This is a genomic window from Bacillus sp. HY001 (assembly GCF_007558965.1).
Lineage (GTDB): Bacteria > Bacillota > Bacilli > Bacillales > Bacillaceae_G > Bacillus_A > Bacillus_A mobilis.
Genome location: NZ_VLTE01000005.1, coordinates 20639 through 42770 on the forward strand (window position 1 = coordinate 20639; position 22132 = coordinate 42770).

At 36.6% G+C, this 22132-nt stretch carries 18 protein-coding genes; all 18 read right to left on the minus strand.

Annotated elements, in window-relative coordinates; translation table 11 throughout:
• Window positions 1-105: 105 nt before the first annotated feature.
• Window positions 106-390 (minus strand): YlmC/YmxH family sporulation protein, encoded by a 285-nt coding sequence (locus FOT98_RS02630; protein ID WP_033665236.1) that lies wholly within the window; start codon window positions 388-390, stop codon window positions 106-108.
• Between the two features lie 165 nt (window positions 391-555).
• Window positions 556-1335 carry an RNA polymerase sporulation sigma factor SigG gene (gene sigG, locus FOT98_RS02635; protein WP_000197753.1) on the minus strand — a complete coding sequence of 260 codons (780 nt, stop codon included), beginning with the start codon at window positions 1333-1335 and terminating at the stop codon, window positions 556-558.
• Between the two features lie 157 nt (window positions 1336-1492).
• The gene (sigE, locus tag FOT98_RS02640) at window positions 1493-2212 is read right to left on the minus strand and encodes an RNA polymerase sporulation sigma factor SigE (RefSeq protein ID WP_000976947.1); all 720 of its coding nucleotides are present in this window, start codon (window positions 2210-2212) and stop codon (window positions 1493-1495) included.
• 19 nt (window positions 2213-2231) lie between these two features.
• Window positions 2232-3149, minus strand: coding sequence for a sigma-E processing peptidase SpoIIGA (spoIIGA, locus tag FOT98_RS02645; RefSeq protein WP_063260451.1), 918 nt, complete (start codon window positions 3147-3149; stop codon window positions 2232-2234).
• Between the two features lie 300 nt (window positions 3150-3449).
• A complete protein-coding gene (gene ftsZ / locus FOT98_RS02650) occupies window positions 3450-4604 on the minus strand; it encodes a cell division protein FtsZ (protein ID WP_000888981.1) in 1155 nt (384 codons plus the stop codon).
• A gap of 39 nt (window positions 4605-4643) precedes the next feature.
• Window positions 4644-5951, minus strand: a complete 1308-nt coding sequence (ftsA, locus tag FOT98_RS02655; RefSeq protein WP_001087544.1) for a cell division protein FtsA — start codon at window positions 5949-5951, stop codon at window positions 4644-4646.
• 400 nt (window positions 5952-6351) lie between these two features.
• A complete protein-coding gene (divIB, locus tag FOT98_RS02660) occupies window positions 6352-7122 on the minus strand; it encodes a cell division protein DivIB (RefSeq protein ID WP_000798232.1) in 771 nt (256 codons plus the stop codon).
• 98 nt (window positions 7123-7220) lie between these two features.
• The gene (murB, locus tag FOT98_RS02665; RefSeq protein WP_061678245.1) at window positions 7221-8126 is read right to left on the minus strand and encodes a UDP-N-acetylmuramate dehydrogenase; all 906 of its coding nucleotides are present in this window, start codon (window positions 8124-8126) and stop codon (window positions 7221-7223) included.
• 61 nt (window positions 8127-8187) lie between these two features.
• Window positions 8188-9282 carry an undecaprenyldiphospho-muramoylpentapeptide beta-N-acetylglucosaminyltransferase gene (gene murG, locus FOT98_RS02670; protein ID WP_061678246.1) on the minus strand — a complete coding sequence of 365 codons (1095 nt, stop codon included), beginning with the start codon at window positions 9280-9282 and terminating at the stop codon, window positions 8188-8190.
• Window positions 9283-9386: 104 nt separating this feature from the next.
• Window positions 9387-10478 (minus strand): stage V sporulation protein E, encoded by a 1092-nt coding sequence (spoVE, locus tag FOT98_RS02675; protein WP_000753515.1) that lies wholly within the window; start codon window positions 10476-10478, stop codon window positions 9387-9389.
• A gap of 89 nt (window positions 10479-10567) precedes the next feature.
• Window positions 10568-11920 carry a UDP-N-acetylmuramoyl-L-alanine--D-glutamate ligase gene (gene murD / locus FOT98_RS02680; protein ID WP_144290926.1) on the minus strand — a complete coding sequence of 451 codons (1353 nt, stop codon included), beginning with the start codon at window positions 11918-11920 and terminating at the stop codon, window positions 10568-10570.
• Window positions 11921-12895 (minus strand): phospho-N-acetylmuramoyl-pentapeptide-transferase, encoded by a 975-nt coding sequence (mraY, locus tag FOT98_RS02685; protein WP_000893058.1) that lies wholly within the window; start codon window positions 12893-12895, stop codon window positions 11921-11923. It abuts the gene before it with no gap.
• Between the two features lie 22 nt (window positions 12896-12917).
• Window positions 12918-14393, minus strand: coding sequence for a UDP-N-acetylmuramoyl-L-alanyl-D-glutamate--2,6-diaminopimelate ligase (gene murE / locus FOT98_RS02690; protein WP_061678248.1), 1476 nt, complete (start codon window positions 14391-14393; stop codon window positions 12918-12920).
• 207 nt (window positions 14394-14600) lie between these two features.
• Window positions 14601-16517: a stage V sporulation protein D gene (locus FOT98_RS02695; protein ID WP_061678249.1), complete on the minus strand. Its 1917-nt coding sequence runs from the start codon at window positions 16515-16517 to the stop codon at window positions 14601-14603.
• Window positions 16518-16598: 81 nt separating this feature from the next.
• On the minus strand, window positions 16599-18749 hold the full coding sequence (locus FOT98_RS02700; RefSeq protein ID WP_080467528.1) for a penicillin-binding protein: 2151 nt from the start codon (window positions 18747-18749) through the stop codon (window positions 16599-16601).
• Window positions 18750-18770: 21 nt separating this feature from the next.
• Window positions 18771-19133 (minus strand): cell division protein FtsL, encoded by a 363-nt coding sequence (gene ftsL / locus FOT98_RS02705; protein WP_000067081.1) that lies wholly within the window; start codon window positions 19131-19133, stop codon window positions 18771-18773.
• A gap of 15 nt (window positions 19134-19148) precedes the next feature.
• A complete protein-coding gene (rsmH, locus tag FOT98_RS02710) occupies window positions 19149-20081 on the minus strand; it encodes a 16S rRNA (cytosine(1402)-N(4))-methyltransferase RsmH (protein WP_061678251.1) in 933 nt (310 codons plus the stop codon).
• A 368-nt stretch (window positions 20082-20449) separates the two neighbouring features.
• A complete protein-coding gene (bshC, locus tag FOT98_RS02715) occupies window positions 20450-22066 on the minus strand; it encodes a bacillithiol biosynthesis cysteine-adding enzyme BshC (RefSeq protein ID WP_061678252.1) in 1617 nt (538 codons plus the stop codon).
• Window positions 22067-22132 lie beyond the last annotated feature (66 nt).

Here is a 22132-nt window from a genome sequence, read left to right on the forward strand (position 1 = left end):
TTTAATTAAAATAACATAAAAAAGCATGGTACTTCCTGTCTATTTTACCATACTTTTATTTTTTCATAATCCCAACAGAAAAAAAAGAGGAATTTGTAATATTCTTTATGAAATTGTCGGTGTTTGTATTGATTCTGTTACAGAATTAACCGGATTTACTCTAACAAGTATGACATCTTCCCCAATTTTCACAATTTCCTTCCAAGGAATTACAATTTCTACATCTTTCCCAAAAATCCCTAACATGCGTGCCTGTTTGGAAATAATAATAGACCCGATCTTCCCTGTGTTTATATCAATTTCGATATCTCCAATATTTCCAAGCCTTTTTCCATCTGAAACATTTATTATCTCTTTCATCTGCAACTCCGAAATTCTTATCACTTTCATCCTCTCCCTTATATATGACGAATTGAAAAAACACCGTTTCTCAAATTTACAGGAAGCACCTCTACTAACCCCATATGATTTTCATTATATGAACACAACTTCCCTACTATGAGCGAAGACAAACTATATTACATATAAAAAGGTTTCACCATAAATGGTGAAACCTTATCCTTGAATCGTCTTATTCATTTGTTTAATAGCCGATTTCTCTAAACGTGACACTTGCGCTTGAGAAATCCCAATTTCTTCTGCGACTTCCATTTGTGTTTTTCCTTGGAAGAAACGTTTTCGAATAATCATTTTCTCACGATCATTTAAACGCTTCATTCCTTCTTTCAATGCTAACTCTTCAACCCACTGCTCGTCCTTTTGTTTTTCATCACTTAACTGATCCATAACAAAAATAGGATCTCCCCCATCGTTATAAATCGGCTCAAATAATGAAACTGGATCTTGAATCGCATCTAAAGCAAAAACAATTTCTTCATGAGTCACTTCAAGCACTTTTGCAATATCCATTGCTGTTGGTTCTTTTGAATTTTCTGCAATCAATTTCTCTCTTACTTGTAACGCTTTATACGCAATATCTCTTAATGATCGAGATACGCGAATCGGATTGTTATCACGCAAATATCTGCGTATTTCCCCAATAATCATCGGCACAGCATACGTTGAAAATTTTACATTTTGGCCTAAATCAAAATTATCAATGGATTTCATAAGTCCGATACAACCAACTTGAAATAAATCGTCAACATATTCTCCTCTGTTATTAAATCTTTGGATGACGCTCAGTACAAGACGTAAGTTTCCATTCACTAATTTCTCTCTTGCGCTTATCTCTCCACTTTGCATTTCACGAAATAATTTACGCATTTCATCATTTTTTAGTACGGGAAGTTTAGCTGTATCAACACCGCAAATTTCTACTTTGTTTCTCGTCAAAGTGTTCCCTCCTATCGGGAGTTGCTGTACAGTGTAAAGTATTTCCTTTGGAGGGGATTTTATGCATGCGGTTTTCTCTTCATTTTTCATTTTCGTTGTCTCTTCCCATACAACGAAAGAGAAGAAGACCAGCCTAGATAACGGCTGGTCTTCTTCTTTACACCATTTTATTAAATTCTTTTCGTAATCTTTTTATGATTCTTTTTTCTAAACGCGAAATGTATGACTGTGAAATCCCAAGCATATCTGCCACATCTTTTTGCGTCTTTTCCTCTTCGCCAGCAAGCCCAAACCGGAGTTCCATAATTTGTTTTTCACGATCATTTAATTGATGCAATGCTTTCATTAGAAGATGACGGTCTACAGTAGCTTCTAAATCTTTTGTAATAATATCATCGTCTGTACCTAATACATCCGATAATAAAAGTTCATTCCCGTCCCAATCGATGTTAAGCGGTTCATCAAAAGAGACTTCTGATCGGTTTTTATTATTTCGGCGCAAATGCATTAAAATTTCATTTTCTATACAACGTGAGGCATACGTTGCTAATTTTATTTTCTTTTCTGGATTAAATGTATTAACCGCTTTAATAAGGCCGATTGTTCCAATACTAATCAAATCTTCAATATTTATCCCTGTATTTTCAAACTTTCTTGCTATATATACAACTAGCCGTAAGTTTCGTTCAATCAGTAACGACCTTGCTGCCTGATCTCCTTTTGGCAATTTATTCAAAAGAACTTCCTCTTCTTCTTTCGTTAACGGTGGTGGCAACGCTTCACTTCCACCAATATAATAAATTTCATCGGTCTTAATTCCTAATTTCAACAATACTTTATACCAAAGGTATACTAAATAAAATTTTAATTTCATCATATTATCCCGCCTCCCATTATTAAGCAATTACTACTTTTTGCGAAATTAACATTTTCGGATGCACAATACATTGATACTCTCCATTGGTTGACAACTGTTGTGTATTTAATCCAATCAATACTTTGTTGACTACAATAGAACTACCTTCATAATCAATTTGCACACTGTCTGGCTTAACGGCCCATAAAAATTGACTCTCTACTCCTACTGCTCGGAAAGGAATTAATCGTAATTTTGTCGCCCACCCAGAATCATTCTCTGGTATTTGAGGAATCTCTGTTTTGGAATAAATTTGTTCTGTTAACCACGCTGGCAAGCAATGTTCTAATGATGAAATATGCATAATCATAACGGGTGTTTTTGTTAACGGGTCGTAAAGTTGGTTCCCACTATCAATTAAACCTGCAAGTTCTAGTTCCTCTTCAGCTAATTGAATTTTCAATTTCACAATTTGATCATAGTGTATTTTTGTAACCTCTACGCTTTCAATACGCTTTTTAGAAAAATAATAAATTACTGGAAAACCAAAAACGACAAACAACCAGCTAATTGGATCACCATAAGAAATGGATTGAGATTGAACCAATCCATTTACCATTTCATTCGTTTGCAAAAAGAAATGAGTGCCAATTAACCCTCCGCCAACCATAAAGGTTACAAAGTAAAAAGTAAAAACAGTTTGTGCATAATTTCTAAACGTTGTAAACCCAAATGCTGTATACACAATTAGTAACGAGTACAGTAGTTTCATAATTGGATGTGTCATCATAGAAGCAAAAGGAGTAAAGGCAAAAATAACAATGGTTGAACCTATAAATGCCCCTAACACAAGCCTCCATCTTTTGATCTTCTTTTTTAACACGGTAGCTGTTAATAAAAGTAAAAGAAAATCAATGCAGGCGTTTAGCAACCAAACAACGTCGGCGTAAACAACCAAACAATTCACCTCTTTTTTTGAGTTGAGACTAGTATAATGCATATCCAATAGGAAAGTGTGTCAATTTGCGGAGGTGTTTTTTTGTTATTTTGTGCTTTCTAGACAGAATCTGTCGGTAAAAAATAAAAGTATATGTTTCATAGAATACTATACTTGTTTGCTTTCGCCGAATTTTCAGGTTGGGGGCTTACTGCCCGAAAAACAGCTGGATAAATCGAAATATATAAAATAAAAAAAGACCTGCTTAGCAGATCTTTTTCCTTTATAAAACAAAAAAGGAGCATGAAAGCTCCTTTTCTTTTATCGTCTACGACGGTTACGTAAGAATGCTGGAATATCGATGTCATCTGAATCTGTATGACGCTCATGCACAACCGGCTCTTCACGTTTCATTTCACGCTTAACTTCACGTTGTTTTGAAGGTTGAGCTACTTGCTGTTGCTGTTGTTGCGTGTGATTCGCAGTCGGACGGATAATTGGTTTTGGTGGCTGCGTCGCAGCACTATCATCAAAACCAGTTGCAATTACAGTTACAACGATATCATCTTTTAATCCTTCATTAATAACAGAACCGAAGATCATATTTACTTCTGGATCTGAAGCTGAAGCTACAATGTCTGCCGCTTCTTGTACTTCATATAAGCTTAAGTTAGCTCCACCCGTAATGTTCATGATAACACCTTGAGCTCCATCAATAGATGTTTCTAATAATGGACTAGAAATCGCTTTTTTCGCAGCTTCAGCAGCACGATTTTCTCCATTACCAGAACCAATACCCATTAAAGCAGAACCTCTATTAGACATAATTGTCTTTACGTCTGCGAAGTCTAAGTTAATTAAACCTGGTGTTGCAATTAAATCAGAAATACCTTGAACACCTTGACGTAATACGTTATCTGCTTCACGGAATGCTTCTAACATCGGCGTATTTTTATCAACAATCTCTAATAAGCGATCATTTGGAATTACAATAAGTGTATCTACATTTTCTTTAAATGCCGCAATACCAGATGCTGCTTGTGTTGCACGCTTGCGTCCTTCAAATGTAAATGGACGTGTTACAACACCAACTGTTAATGCACCTAATTCTTTTGCAACTTGGGCAACAACTGGAGCTGCACCAGTTCCAGTTCCGCCGCCCATACCAGCAGTTACGAAGACCATATCTGCACCACGAAGTGCTTCTTGGATCTGTTCTTTACTTTCTTCTGCAGCTTTTTTCCCTACTTCAGGGTTTGCACCTGCACCAAGTCCACGTGTTAATTTTCCACCAATTTGCATTTTTGTTTCAGCTTTTGATAGATTTAATGCTTGTGCATCAGTATTCACAGCGATAAAGTCTACACCTTGTACACCGTGTTCAATCATACGGTTTACAGCATTGTTTCCGCCACCGCCGACACCGATAACTTTTATATTCGCTAATTGATCTTGAGTAGTATCAAACTCTAACATGTCGAAATCCCCCTAGAACCTCATTTTTCGTGTCCAATTTTAATCCCATAAATAACGGAATACACGTTTTACTTTTGACATCATACGGTCATCATTTTGATTATTATTGTTTTGATTACGAGTTTTTTGTTTCGCAGGTTGCTGTTGTACCGGCGTTGGTGCTGGTGCTGGTACTGGTTCAAAATGTTCTTGCTTTTCCTGCACATTTTTTCCACGTAATTTAGCTTTTTGATAAGAATGTTTAATTAATCCTACTCCACTTGTATATTGGGGCTCACGCACACCAATATAATCAGGAGTCGCTATACGAACATTTTCATGTAAAATATCATATGCAAGATCAAGAACACCAGGCATAGAAGCAATTCCACCAGTTAGTACATAACCAGAAGCTACTTGCTTTACTCCTAACTTACGCACTTCATCTTGAACAAACATTAAAATTTCCTCTACACGAGCCTCTATTATATCCGATAATTCCAACTGAGAATATTGTTCTGTTTGATCGCTTCCCATAATAGGAACCGTAAACATCTCTTCTTCAGATGCTGTATCATAAAAAGCATGTCCATATTTCAACTTAATTTGATCTGCATTTTCTGTTGAAGTTTTCAACCCAATCGCAATATCCTTCGTTATATGGTCTCCACCTAACGGTAATACGCTCGTCGCTTGTAACTCTCCATCTTTAAAAATAGATAAAGTTGTAGATCCTCCCCCCATATCAACAAGGGCTACTCCTCTATGTTTTTCATCTGAAGATATAGCAACTGTTGCAGCCGCTAAAGGTTGAAGACAAATATCAACTATTTCAAGACCTGCTTTTTCTACACAACGAAGTAGGTTATGTAGTAAAGTTCTCGAGCCTGTTATAAGTGTACCTTCCATTTCTAATCTTACACCGATCATCCCGCGTGGATCGTTAATCTCGTCAAGACCGTCTACAATGAACTGTCGAGGTACCACATCAATAAACTCACGTTCTGGAGCAATTGACACAACTTGTGCTGCATCTAGAACGCGTAAGACATCTTCATTCCCGATTTCACGATCTTCATTTGAAACAGCGACTACTCCATGACAAGGAAGTAGCTGTACCTGGTTTGCATTGACACCTACTACAACTTGCTCAATGTGGATTCCCACCATGCGCTCAGCTTGTTCAATTGCTTTTTTAATTGATCGAACAGTCTCGTCTATATCAACTATCGATCCCTTCTTTAAACCATTTGATTTTACATTTCCAACACCAATAATGTTTAAGCTGTCATTAACCATTTCACCAATGATGACTTTAACATTGGATGTACCGATGTCAAGACTAACATATATTTCATTGCTGTTCATTCTTTGGCACCTCCTTCTTTATTTATACCATACAACTCAATATATGGAACAACAATCGCAACTTTACTATTTATAAGAAAAATATTCAACGTCTTTATACGTTTCCCTTTTTTAACCCTATATTTTTCTTATTTTTATTTAACATTCATTTAAGAATATCGCAGTAAACTGTGAATAACTGCTTATCTTGAAATAATTCTATTTCAAGTGTAAAGATTACCGCCAAGTATAAGTCTACACTAAGATGTACTCATAGAAAAGTGAAACTTGTACCAATCCTAGTATGAATCTAAGAATTTTTACATCTTTTTCATCAAATGAACCATTCTTGTAAATTCAGATGCATCAAGCAGAACATTCGTTTCGTTTTTTCTACCATGACGTAGTGAAAACTATCTTTCTATTCTTTTTTTTCTTCCGCTCCTAATTCTTTCGTATATGCCCCTACTTCTAAGTCAATTAATACCTTTTTACCCGGCTCAATTGTTTTTAGGATAAGCGGATAAGCTTCCATACGCTTTGCGAAATTTTGAATCGTAGTGCTCACTTCGTATCCTTCGTTCATATATAAAGTAAGATGATCTTCATTCGCATTCGTCGGTGAATAACGAATCTCAGAAATAGATCTTAAAATAGTTGGTGTTAATTTTTCAAGCTCAGCAATTAACTCCTTCATTTTCTCCTCTTTAAAAGGTTCAAAAATTGGCGCTGCAACAGGGAGTTTTCCGTTCGGAAGTACATCGAGTGTTTTCCCGTTCTCTAATAACGGTTGTAATTTCCCATCTTTGTTTATATAACCAATCGTTAAATATTCTTCAATATGAACATCAATTTTATTTGGAAAACGTTTTTTTACATTTACCGCTTTAATTTCTTTTCGTTTCGTTAGGTTTTCCTCTGCTTTATGTGCTGTCACTCGGAAATAACTTGTATCATACGTCACACCTGATTCCTTCATCACTTGTTCATCTGTCATATAATGATTTCCAAACACACTTATCTTTTTGATATTGCTTAGTGGAGACCGAAAGTAAATTAAAAAGAGCACTAATAAAAATAAAATTGATATGTATAAAATCAACCGATGATTAACATTTTTCTTGTTTTTCTTCTGTTGATTTTTTAACTTTGGTACACGATCCTGTAGTTTAATCACTTTACTATTTTTCATGTACGATCCCCCTACGTAACATAAAGAACGGCATGTTCCTCATGCCGTTCTTATCTTCTTATTATAACATAAATGATAATGAGCGGAACGAATAACCGTTATCTTCCAATGATTTCTACTTCTGTATGCATTTCTACGCCAAATTTATCCTTGATTGTTTGTTTTATGAATGCAATTAAAGATAAGACATCTTGCGCACTGGCTCCCCCAGTATTAATAATAAAATTCCCATGCATTTCAGAAATTTGAGCTCCGCCTATTTGATAACCACGAAGCCCCGCCTTTTCTATTAAGTTTCCTGCAAAGTATGGAATTGGGTTCCGAAATATACTTCCTGCACAAGGATGATTCCACGGCTGTGTTTCACGGCGGTAGTCTTTATTCTTTTGCATGACGCTTACGATTCCTTCACGCTCTCCTACCTGCAATTGAAACTCAGCTTCCAAAACAATACCAGGACGTTTCGTTTGCAATACAGAAGTACGATAGGAAAACCCCATTTCTTCATGCGTTAACCAATCAATTGTTCCGTTTTCAAACAAAATAAGAGCTTTTGATAATATGTTTGATATATCCGATTGATGTGCTCCTGCATTCATATACACTGCACCACCAACACTTCCTGGAATACCACTGGCAAATTCCAGACCGGATAACCCTTGACGACTAAGTAAAGTTGATAATTTAATAAGGGGATACCCACCACCAACTCTTACTCTATGTTTTTCGACTTCTAAGTGGTCTAATCCTTCTCCTAAACGAATAACGACACCTTCTATACCTAGATCAGATACAAGAAGGTTCGAACCGCGACCAATTACTGTCCACTTTGTTTTATATTTTTTTACTAACTGCAACGTTTTTTCAATACCGGCAACATGCTTTGGCACAATTAAAATATCAGCTGGTCCACCTATTTTCATAGTGGTATAACGCGCTAACGCTTCATTCACTAACACGCGACCAACATTTGCTTCTATAAGCTCATTTACTAATTGCTCCATAAACAATCTCCCCCATACTAATTATCCTTATTACAGTAGTATGCAGGGCGTTCACCTAACGTTATTTTTTTACAAGCTTATTCATTACTTCATACAGCTTATTTGCTGCATCTGGAATACCTAATTGTGCCGCAGCCAGCTTCATATTTTGTAATGTTTGTGCATCTAATAAAATTTCATCAATATCACGAATAAGCGTTTCTGCTGTTAAATCTTTTTCAAGTAACATTTTTGCTGCTCCTTTATCGACAACAGAACGCGCATTTTTTTCCTGATGGTTATTTGTTACGTAAGGACTCGGAATTAACACACTTGGCTTACCTAGCGCTGTTAATTCTGCAAGTGTTGTTGCCCCCGCTCTTGAAACAACAAGGTCTACACCTGTAAGTACCTCTGGCATATTATGAATGAAAGGTTTAATAATAACATTATTCGGATTCCCTTTTTGCTTCACAGCTTCCATCACTTTATCATAATGAACTTCACCGGTTACATACAATATTTCGTAACTTTTATTTCCAAACTGTTCAATTGCCTCAACGAAAGCATCGTTAATTGGTCTAGCCCCACGGCTTCCACCAAAAATAAGTACGGACTTTTTAGGAAGAGATAAACCTACGGAACGTTTTCCTTTCATTCCATTCTGATCCATTACTTCTGATGCTCGTGGATTTCCTGTCATTACCACTTTTGACTGTGGAAAATGTTCTGCAGCCGCTTCAAAACAAACTGCAACTTTATCAACATAGCGGCTTAAAAATTTATTCGTTACACCAGGTACACTATTTTGTTCATGTACAATAGTTGGAATACCTAATTTTGCCGCAGCATATACAACTGGTCCACATACATATCCACCCGTTCCAATCACAATATCCGGATTAAAACGACGAATATATCGTTTACTATCTTGTACACCCTTTAGGAAACGCATCACCGTTTTCACATTATCTAACGATATTTTACGCTTAAATCCACTTATAACAATAGATTGAAACGGTATACCTGCTTTTGGAACGATTGTGCTCTCTAATCCACTCTCCGTACCAATATATAAAAACCTTGCTTCCGGATTTAATTTTTTTATTTCTCTTATTAAAGCAAGAGCCGGATAAATATGACCTCCAGTGCCCCCACCACTTACTAATACACGCACTACTAACTCCTCCGCTTCTCTTTTCTGATTTCAGTCGTATTTATTTCTATATACATCATGTTTCTTCGTGCACATACGAAAAACCCTGTCTTATAAAACAGGGTTTAGTAGCGAGAATGGCGACTTATATTTAATAATACACCTACTGCCATTAACATTAATGTCAAACTTGATCCACCATAACTTAAAAACGGCAAAGTAATACCCGTAACAGGCATCAATCCTGTTACAACACCAACATTAATCATTACTTGAATCGCAATCATCGCCACAATACCTACTGCTAAAAACGTACCATATAAATCTGGCGCTCCTAAAGCTATACGAATCCCACGCCATAATAACAGACTAAATAATAATAACACAAATGAACCACCAATAAAACCTAATTCCTCAGATAAGATTGCAAATATAAAGTCTGTTTGTGGTTCAGGTAAATAAAGAAACTTTTGTCTACTTTGTCCAAGTCCGAGCCCGAATAATCCACCAGGTCCAATTGCGAGTAACGATTGAATAATTTGAAATCCACTTCCAAGCGGATCTGACCACGGATCTAAATATGATGTAATACGTTTCATCCGATACGGTGCTGATGCAATTAGCCCTACAAATCCTGCTACACCAAGCAAACCAAACATTGCAAAGTGAAATACCCTTGCTCCCGAGACAAATATCATGATGATACATGTCCCAACCATTACCGTTCCTGTCCCAAGATCTGGCTGTAACATAATCATTCCAAAAGCAAGAAATACAAAACCTAGTGCTGGTAGTAAGCCACGTTTAAAAGAGGTAATTAATTTTTGTCGTTCCGCTAAAAACTTCGCTAAAAAAATAATCATCGCAAACTTCATAAATTCTGACGGTTGAATGGAAAATGCCCCGATTCCAATCCAACTTCGCGCTCCTCCTCGAACAAGTCCTACTCCAGGAATAAGAACAAGAATAAGAAGAATGAAGCAAACTAGCAAAATTACTTTTGAATACGTACGCCACACCCAATAATCAATCTTCATAATAAAAAACATAGCCACTACACCTAGACTTGCAAATAGTAATTGCCTTTTTGCAAAAAAGAATGAATCCCCCATTTTATAAGAGGCCCAAACCGCACTCGCACTATACACCATAATCATTCCGATTGTTAACAACGCAAGTGTAACGATGATGAGAATAAAATCAGGCGTTTTCTTCATTACCCATAAACACCACCTCTTTAGGCAGAAACTTTTGCCTATGTAACAAAACATCAGTAGGTGTTAGCCTACTGATGTTTTGATTTACTTTATATAAGTTTATGCACAGCTTGTATAAAAATGTCTCCTCTTTCTTCAAATGTTTTAAATTGATCCCAGCTTGCACATGCTGGAGAAAGAAGGATTACATCGCCCTCTGTAGAATGAGCATAAGCTTTCACTACAGCTTCATCTAAAGTATCGACACTTTCAATTGTATCTAATCCCGCTTTTTCTGCAGCTCTTACTAATTTTGGAGCTGTTTGTCCAAATGTCACAATTGCTTTTACATTTTTGAAATACGGAATTAAATCATCGAATTCATTTCCACGATCAAGCCCACCTGCTAATAACACAATCGGTTGTGTAAACGCAGATAAAGCTTTCTCAGTCGCTAACATATTCGTTGCTTTTGAGTCATTATAAACCTTACGATTGTTAATAGTTGTTACATATTCTAAACGATGTTTTACACCTGTAAAACGTTTTAACACCGCCGTAATCGCTTCATTAGAAACACCCAATAATTTTGCGATACTCATCGCTGCTAAAATATTTTCTAAATTATGTTGACCAGGTAAAACGATATCGCCTACTTCAACAACTTTTTCACCTTTAAAATAAAGAGCATTCTCTTTTATACACGCACCATCTTCAATTTCTTTCGTTGTCGAGAATAGTACTTTTTGCCCTTTACTATAAGCAGATAAAGCCATCACATCTGCATCATCTGCATTTATTACACTATAATCATTTTCTGTTTGGTTTTTAAAGATATTTGCTTTTGCTAAACCATATTCCTTCTTCGTCCCGTGATAATCTAAGTGGGCCTCAAATAAATTTAAAAACGCAGCAATTTTAGGTTGGAACAATTCTACTCCCATCAATTGGAAAGATGAAAGTTCTGTAACTACAACTTCATTTTCTTTTGCATCCTGTGCTACTTCACACGCTACAGTTCCAATGTTCCCTGCAATTACAGGATGCTTTTGTCCTTCTTTTAGCATTTCAAATGTAAGCATTGTCGTCGTCGTTTTACCGTTAGACCCCGTAATCCCAACAAATGGAGCTTCTGAAATACGATATGCTAATTCCACTTCCGTAACAATCGGAATTTGCTTTTCTTTCGCAGCTACTAATATTGGATTAGAATACGGGATTCCTGGATTTTTTACTACAAGAGAAATATTTCTCTCTAACAATTCTAAAGGATGACCACCGCATACAACGTCCATTCCTTTTGCTTGTAATTCTGCAGCAAGTACATTATCCGCTAAAGGCTTTCCGTCATTTACAATAACATTTGCCCCTAATTTTTGTAACAGCGTCGCTGCTGCATAACCACTTTTTGCAATGCCTAATACAAGAATATTTTTATTTTGAAATTCAGTTACAGTTTTCAATTACATCCACACCCCGATATAAATTCCTAACACAGCTAATAAAAATCCTACAGACCAAAACGTCACAACAACACGCCACTCTGACCAACCACATAATTCATAATGATGGTGTAATGGACTCATTTTAAAGACACGTTTTCCTGTTGTTTTAAAAGAAATGACCTGAATAATAACAGATAAAGTTTCCATTACGAATACTCCACCAATGATTACAAGTAGTAATTCTTGTTTTAATAAAATCGCTACAGCTGCAATGGCTCCACCTAAAGCTAAAGAACCTGTATCTCCCATAAACACTTTCGCTGGATTTGCATTGAATACTAAAAATCCAAGTACAGCTCCTACAACTGCCATACAGAATATAGCTACTCCAAATTGCTCTTGTGCGACTGCAATAATACTAAACGCTCCAAATGCAATAGCAGCTGTTCCTGATAATAAACCATCTAAACCGTCAGTTAAGTTAACTGCATTTGATCCACCAATAAGCATAAATAATACAAGTACAAAATACGCCCAACCTAGTTCAAACTTAACGTCTGTTCCCGGAATCATGATGTATGTGTGGAACGCTTGCCCTTTTCCAATTAAAAAGAACGCAATAGCAATAACAAGCTGACCTACTAGTTTTTGTTTTGATGTTAAACCAAGATTTCTCTTCTTAACTACCTTTATGTAGTCATCTAAAAATCCAATTAATCCGTAGCCAAAAGTCACTAATAATAATAACGAAACCTCTGCACCTAAATGATTAAATTTAATTGCCATAATAAGTGAAGTTACCATCATAGATACGTATATGACAATACCACCCATTGTCGGTGTCCCTGATTTTTTTTGATGTGACTTTGGTCCCTCATCACGAATACTCTGTCCGAACTTTAATTTCCTTAAAAATGGAATAAACAATGGCGAAAGGGCAACAGAAATTAAGAATGCTACCCCAGCCGTTACTAATAAACCTTGCTCAAGCACATGTAGTCCTCCTCTCACGTTGTTACTCTTCGTTGTTTAAACGCTCTGTAATTGCTTCTTTAGCGACTTCACGATCGTCAAAATGATGAACATCTTTACCAATAATTTGATACGTTTCATGACCCTTACCAGCAATAATGATGATATCTTCAGCTTTCGCGTTAGCAATTGCATGGTATATCGCTTCTTTTCTATCAATAATTACTTCATAATTATTCCCATTTGCACCCTGCACCATATCATCTAAAATAGCCCCCGGCTCTTCACTTCTTGGGTTATCTGAAGTGTAAATTGCGTGAGTTGCATATTTTGTTGCAACACTTGCCATGATTGGTCTTTTTGTTCGATCTCTATCTCCGCCACAACCGACGATACAATATACATCGCCTTTTGCAAACTGTTTTGCTGTTTTTAATACATTCTCTAAGCTATCTGGTGTATGTGCATAATCAACAATAACTGTATAATTTTGTCCACCATCAACTACTTCAAAACGTCCCGGAACTCCAGCTAGTTGCTTGATTACATCAATAACCGTTTCTAAACTTACACCAGAAACAAGTCCTGCCGCTGTTGCCGCTAATACGTTATATACATTAAATTTCCCAATCAATTTCATCGTAACATTTACACTTTCATACGGTGTGACAAGCGTAAATGTAGTTCCACCACTCGTCATAACGATATCTTTGGCCATAATATCACTTGTTGTATCAATTCCATACGTTACAACAGTCGCCGCAGTACTTCTCATATATTCCGGAGTTACAGCATCATCGTTATTCAGTACCGCGTACTTTTCACGATTATGATTATAACTATTGCCAAGTTGTGCAAATAGCAACCCTTTTGCATGTTTATATTCTTCCATCGTTTTATGATAGTCTAAATGATCCTGTGTTAAATTTGTAAACACCGCTACATCGTAATCACATCCGTGTACACGACCAAGATCTAAAGCATGTGACGAAACTTCCATTACTGTACTATCTACACCGTGCTCAACCATTTTTGAAAATGTCTGTTGAAGTGTTAGTGCATCTGGTGTTGTATTTTTCACCTCAAATGTTTCATCACCGATTTTCATATTAATCGTTCCAATTAACCCCGTTTTATGACCATGTGCGCGCATAATCTCATCCATAATATGCGATGTTGTTGTCTTTCCATTTGTACCTGTAATTCCGATTAAATGTAACTTGTGTGTTGGTTGACCATAAAAATAATCAGCTAAAATCGCTAACGAACGAAAAGTGTTTTTCACAAGTACAACTGGAACGTCAACATCAATTGGTCTTTCCGCAACAATAGCAGCCGCTCCTTGTGCCGCTGCTTGCTTAGCAAAATCATGGCTATCAACCGTATATCCTTTCATACATATAAATAAGCTTCCCTCTTTCACTTTACGTGAATCAGCTTCTATAGATGTGATTTCTGGATTTTCTTTTGGAACAACTGGAAAATCATGCAAACATGATACAAGTGTATGCAACTTCATTTCACTAAACCCTCTCTACATTGTGTATTTATCTCTTTTTTAATAAGCAACACGTTACCTCCTAAATATGTAAAATAGGAGGTAAGTGCTACTGTGTCTAATAAATAGACTTATTTATAATTGAAACTCTTACGGTCTCAAATTAAGTAACTCTTCTATAAAGAACTCACTTCCACCAATTGTACCATAAAACGTACTAGGTTACCTTTAATTCCCGAAGTAAATTCTAATTTTTGAGCCCTCTTTCACTTTAGCTCCTGCTTCTGGGGATTGTTTAATAACTTTATCTCCGTCTCCGCTTATATCAAGCTTCAAATCGACGAGTTGCGTCTGTAAATCTTTCTTTTTCATACCAATTAAATTCGGAACTTCCACAGTTGGTATATCGCCCCATTTATATTCTCTCTCTACTTGTTCTGTTCTCGGTTTCACGCCCATAACAGGAAGTGCATCACGAAGAATATTCCCAACAATTGGCGCTGCTACCACTCCACCAAATTGCGTTACACCTTTCGGATTATCAACAGCAACATAGACAACGATTTCCGGATCATCCGCTGGAGCAAAACCGATAAAAGATACTATATAATTATTCTCTAAATATTTACCATCTTTCACTTTTTGAGCCGTACCTGTTTTTCCACCTACACGATACCCATCAATGAAAGCACCTTTACCAGATCCCTTTGCTACAACATTCTCTAATGCATACCGAACTTTTTCTGAAGTTTCCTTGGAAATAACTTTTCTTTTTTCCACAGGTGTCTTTTTGCTTACAACTTGATTGTTCTTCGGATCTATAAATTCCTTAGCTATATACGGCTGGTACAATGTTCCACCATTCACAGCCGCTGCTACTGCCGCTACTTGTTGAATTGGCGTAACAGAAACACCTTGACCGAATGAAGTTGTCGCTTGCTCGACTGGACCGACTTTATCTAAATTAAATAAAATCCCACTACCTTCACCTTGCAAATCAATTCCGGTTTTCTGTCCAAAGCCGAAATTACGAATATATTTAAACAATCGGTCTTTACCAAGACGATCACCAAGTTCAATAAATCCTGGGTTACATGAGTTTTGAACTACTTCTAAAAACGTTTGGCTACCATGGCCTCCTGCTTTCCAGCATTTCAATCTAGCTCCACCCACTTCAGCTGCTCCATCATCATAAAACGTATCTTTCTCTAAGTCTACTAAATTTTCATTCAAGGCTGCTGCTAACGTAATGATCTTAAATGTTGAACCAGGCTCATACGTACTCCATACTGGTAAATTTCTATTATACACTTCTGGAGAAACACTTTGAAAATCTGCTGGATCAAAGCTCGGCCGACTCGACATACCTAAAATTTCACCATTTTTCGGATTCATTGCAATCGCAATCATACCATCTGGATTATATGTCGACTCTGCAATATTCATTTCTCTTTCCATAATTCTATTAATACGTGCATCAATTGTTAAACCTAAATTCAAACCAGCTTCTGGTTTTTTGAAATCATCACCAACATTAGGCATCCTTTGTCCTTTTGCATCTGCAAAAAAACGCACATGACCGTCATCACCATTTAACTCTTTATCATAATATTTTTCTAGTCCCATAAGACCTTGGTTATCACTACCTGCAAACCCTAATACGTGTGATAAAAAGTTGCCAAATGGATAGTACCGGATCGAGTCCTCTGCGATATAAACACCTTTCAAACTTAAACCTCGTACCTCTTTCGCTTTATCATGTGATATTTTCCTTCCGCCTTTATCTAACCTTACAATTGATTCTTTTTTTGTAATTCTTTTATAAATCTCATCTTTTTCCACACCTAATACTGCAGCTAACTTCTCTGCAGTCTCTGCTGGTTTTTCAATTTGCCTCGGTACAACAAAGACAGTTGGGGCACTTTTATTCGTAGCAAGTTCCACACCATTTCGGTCTAAAATTTTACCACGTTCAGGTTCAAAAGTAATATTACGACTCCATGAATCCTTCGCACGATCTGTTAACATATTACCAAGAAAAAATTGCACATACCCAAGACGAATATCGATGATAGTGAAAATAAGTATACCTGATATGAGTATAAAAATAAGTCGTTTTCTAACCGTTACATTTGATACACGCATATTGGAACAAGCCTCCCTTACGCCTAGCTTGTTCCAATATATGCTTGTACTTATTTAATTAGAACTGCTTCTCTTTTACCATTACGGTTTTTCTGCTTCTTGTTGTGGTTCAAGTGGCGGTACAAGTGTTACACCTAACTCTGTACCAGGTTGCAACAATGTTCCTTCTGCCACACTTTGTTCAGTTACGTATCCGGTACCAGTAGGTTTTAGGTTAAGCTTTAATGTTTTCGCTAAATTCATAACATCACGCAGTGCCCAGCCTTGTATATTTGGCATTGTAGGTTTATCTCCTACTAAGAAGACTCGGTCACCCTTCAATGTTTGCTCAGTCGCTTTCGGCACTTGCTGCTGCACTTTCCCTTCACCTAATACGATTGGACGAAGTTTTGCTTTATCAATAGATTTTTTCGCTTCTTCCATCGTTTTTCCGGTTACATCTGGAACAGCAGTTTGCTGCTCTTTCACATATTTCTTCGGATCTTTCACTTCATTAGGCTTAATCTTTAAATACTCTAAACTATTCTTCGTTACATATTTAAAAATATCAGCTAAAGGTTGTGCGCCGCTCTCATCATCTTTCAATTTCGGTTGTTTAACAGCTACATATACAACAAGTTGCGGATCATCCATAGGTGCCATACCTAAGAACGAGAATATATAATTCTCTCTTCCTGTCATATAGCCACCTTTTCCATCCGGAATTTGCGCTGTTCCTGTTTTACCACCAACCGAATAACCATCGATTTTATAAGCAGTTCCTGTTCCTTTCGGCGATGTAACAACACGTTCTAATAATTGCCTTACTTGCGCTGCTGTTTCTTTTGTAACAGGTTTTCCCACTTCTTCTGGCTTATGTTCTAATTTTACTTCCCCTGTTATTGGATTTACAATTTTATCAACTGTATAAGGTTTCATCATTTTTCCATCATTTGCAATAGCAGTTGCAGCTTGCACAAGCTGAATTGGTGTGACAGTAGAACCTTGTCCAAATGCTGTTGTTACTTGCTGTATTTGCTGATCAAATACAATTGTATTTGAACCTTCACCAGGTAAATCAATGTTCGTTTTTTCATCTAATCCAAAGCTATGAATATATTTTCGGAAACGTTCTGGACCAAGTTTTTGATCCCCTAAAATCGCAAACGCTACGTTTGAAGAGCGCTCTACCCCTTCATCAAATGTGATAGAACCCCATCCAGCGCCGCCGTTATGATCTTTTATTTTTCGGTTTCCGACTGGATATGTACCAGACTGATAATAATCCTGTCCTTTATACACACCTTCATTAATAGCTGCCGCTAGCGTGAAAATTTTCATTGTTGATCCAGGTTCAAATGCATTTGCAATTGCGTCATTGAAAAAATATTTAATTTGACGGCTATTAGGATCATAACTAGGTTTACTAGACATCCCTAATATTTTCCCTGTTTTTGGATCCGCAACAATTCCTATTAAGCTTTCCGGTTCATAATGCTTACTCGCAGCTTTCATCGCATCTTCTAAATAACTTTGAATACGTTGATCTATCGTTAAATACGCGTTATCGCCGTTTTTAGGTGCCTCTACATTCACTTTCCCGCCGTCAAGAGACACACCTTTACGATCGCCTGTATAAGCTACTTTTCCGTTAGAAGCACTTAAATACTTATCTAAACTTTTTTCTAAACCAAATTGTCCTACCGAAGTTCCCTTATCATTCGGTTTAGCATGACCTATAACATAAGATGCAAAATCACCGTTTGGATACACTCTTGCATTTTCAGTAATAAAGGATATGCCTGGCAATTTCAATGCTTCTATTTGTTCCTTCTGTTCTTTCGTCAAATCTTTACCTAGCGTTCCAAATTCGACTTGGCTTCTATCTTCTTTATTTAGCGTATCTAAAATCTTCGCTTCATCTTTTCCGAGTACTCCCGCAATTTTCTTTGCAGTATCCTCTTTATCCTTAACCTGATTCGCACCTTTTAATTCCGCTACAAGTTTATAAGAGTTTGCATCTTGCGCTAATACATGACCATTTTGGTCATAAATCGTTCCTCGATTTGCTTCGAGAACTCCTGCTTTACTATGTTTTTGCTGAGCGAGTTTATCCAAATCTTGATTATGCACTGTTCCTGTTGCTTGTATGTAGAAAAATCGGGCTAATAATAGCAAAAAGAGCAGGAGGAATAAAATCATAAAGTACCCTGCTCCCTTATTGGTATGAAATTTAGTCATATTTCTCTTCATTTTCCCTTCACACCTATTGCCTTATTTGAGGCCCTTCACATTATTCGCATTAATTTCTAGCCCGTGTTTTTTTGCAACTTCAGCGATTCGTTCATAGCGACTTAACTTCTCTACTTCAGCCTGTAACTCTTGATTCTCTTTTTGCTGCTGCACAATTTTTTGTTCTATCGTCGCTGCTTCTACATTAACTTGATAAAGGCCTGCTTTATTTCCAATAAACGCTACACAGGCATACAATAAAAAGCCAATAAATGCTACATACAACAGTTTTTCGATTCTTGTAATCTTCGCTTTAGCTTTTGGCTGAACCATTTGCTGTGGGGGCGTTTGAATCTGTACCTCTTCTTGCGCTTGTTGTTTGTACTTTACAGCTAAGTTACTCATACCTCTCTCCCCTTTTTATCGTTTTTCAGCGATTCTCAATTTCGCAGAACGCGCTCGATTATTTTCTTCTAACTCTATATCAGAAGGTAAAATCGGTTTTCTTGTAATAAGCTTTAATTTCGGCTTAAATTCGTCAGGAATAATTGGTAATCCTGGTGGCAATTGTGGAGTTGTACTATTTCGCTTAAACGTCGTTTTACAAATACGGTCTTCTAAAGAATGGAATGTTATAACACTAACTCTTCCGCCTGGCTTGACCATCTCAATTGCAGATTCCAACGCTTCTTCAAATACTTTCAATTCATCATTTACGGCAATACGGATTGCTTGGAACACTCGCTTCGCAGGATGTCCACCCGTTCTACGAGCAGGAGCTGGAATACCCTCTTTAATTAGTTCTACTAATTCCGCTGTCGTTTCAATAGCTTTATTCTCACGATATGCTTCAATTTTCCTAGCTATTTGTTTTGAAAATTTCTCTTCACCATACTGGAAGAAAATTCTTACAAGTTGCTCATATGACCAGCTATTTACAACATCATATGCTGTTAAGGGGGCATCTTGATCCATTCGCATATCTAACGGTGCATCATGATGATAACTAAAGCCACGCTCTGGTGTATCTAATTGCGGGGATGAAACACCTAAATCAAATAAAATACCGTCTACTTCTGTTATACCTAATTCCTGTAGTTTTTCAGATAAATAACGGAAATTACTTTTTACTGTTATGAACTGCTCACCGTATGAAGAAAACTTTTCTTTCGCATTTTGAATCGCTATCTCATCTTGATCAAACGCGATTAATTTTCCACCTTCAGTTAATTGGGATAATAAATAAGAACTATGTCCTCCTCCCCCCAGTGTACAATCTACATATGTACCACCTGGCTTTATATCTAAGCCGTCTACTGTTTCCTTTAAAAGCACTGTTACGTGTTTAAACATTGTTGCACCTACTCTTTTTTCAATTAATTATGTTGAATGCATCTCTTCCCCTAAACGCACATTTCACGATTAGAGAACGAAATACTATGAAAGAACGACTCATTTAACTTGCCTACAAAGGCAGCATACTATACAAATCGCTATTTTCTTTTATTATATACTAAATTTTATCATCTTTTGCGGGAATTTAAATAAAAAACTGTCGAAAAAGATAATAATACGTTTACATTTTGTGCTATTTTGTCATATATTTAAGTATCCTGCATAATTACGATATCCATTGTTTTTAAATGAATAATTCAGAAAAATTTCACTTCACAGTAAATTCAACGGAACAAAAATAAAATCCTGCTCCTAAGAGCAAGATTCTATAGTTTTATAACATGATGTTTTCCATCCCAAGAAAACGGGTTTTCCATTACACGATCAACAAAATCCAAACCGAACTGATTTAAATAGTAACATACATTCCACACACGCTCTTGCGGCGCCCCTAATGGACGAAGCGCAAATTGTATGCGACGGAATTTATTTAACTGCACTTCATGTTTTTTCTCAACATTTCTTTTCAACATTCTTTCCAACAGTTCAATTTGTTCATTAATTTTGAATTCATTTTTCCCTGCAAACGTACTTAATCCAGGATCTATTTTCTTCACAAACTGTTGCAATGACGTATGGATATCAATGATTTCTTTTTTCGCCTCTACAAATCGATCATCTATCGGTTCCTCTATTTGATTAGATAACCAGTTTTCACGCAGCGTATCCACGTTATTTAAAAACGGATCACTGTCTTGCAATTGTAAATCGTGTAAATCTGTCGCAATATCCCTCTCTATATAAGTGATTGTAATACGCGGAACGACAGGTGGCATTCGGAAACCGATAGTATGGAAGACTTGTTGTAACTCACTCCAGTAAGCTAATTCCCCTGGCCCTCCAATAAACGCGAGCGTAGGAAATACATACTCTTGCATAAGAGGGCGCGTTACGACATTATTACTAAAGCGTTCCGGGCTTCTCTCCATCTCTTCCATCAATTCCTCATACGAAAAGGAATACGCTCCATCCTTCCCAACGAACTTTCCTTGATTATCTTCAAGTAACACTCGCTCGTTATCAATTTCCATGAATATATGCACTGCATTATACTTTGTTTCAATAATCGGTTTATATCCTAATTCTTTAATTACTTCCTGTTGGTTATGAAGCCCCTCTTGCACTTCTTTATACTTACCTATAATTCGCTTGAAAAACGGCACTTCTAATTTTCTTAATTCAGGATGATGCGAATCGACAAGAATTAAACCAGAATTCACGAACATTTTCATAATAAGATGGCCAAAGAAATCTACATACGTATTCGATTTCCCCAAAGAATCATCAATAAATTGCAATACATCCTTTGTAAAATTCGTTTCAGGGTATGTTTTGAAAATTTCTTCAATCCACTTTCTACAGTCTTCCAAAGAAAGCTCAGACTCTGAAGCACTCGCTTTTTTCGGATTACGATCATGAAAAATAGTCTTTTTTATTTTTTTATTCTTCGTTACAAAAGTATGATTAATTTCATCCATATCATGGTCTTCACCAGCAATCCAGAAAACAGGAACAACTTTAACACCTAAACTTTCTTCCTTTTCTCTGGCAAGCTGTAAAACTGAAATAATTTTATGAATTGTATAAAGTGGTCCAGTTAATAACCCAGCTTGTTGTCCAGCTATAACAACATATGTATTTTCATCTCCAAGCGCTTTTACATTTTGAATCGTAGCTTCTCCCGCTTGTAATTTTGTATTATATTCTAATAAATGCGCTACTAAATCTTGACGGAAAAACTCCCTCTCACGCAAATCATGTACACGCTGCTTAAAAGCATCTTCTGTTAACATATAGTCAAAACACGACTGTATCTCTTTTTTACCGTTCATATAGTCCGCTACAACACCTTGTTGCGGAACAGAGATCTCTTTTATCTCCATATAATTCTTCCTTTCGTATCCTGTTCTCTCACCAATCCACATTGTAGTCAATGTTGCACGTAAAAG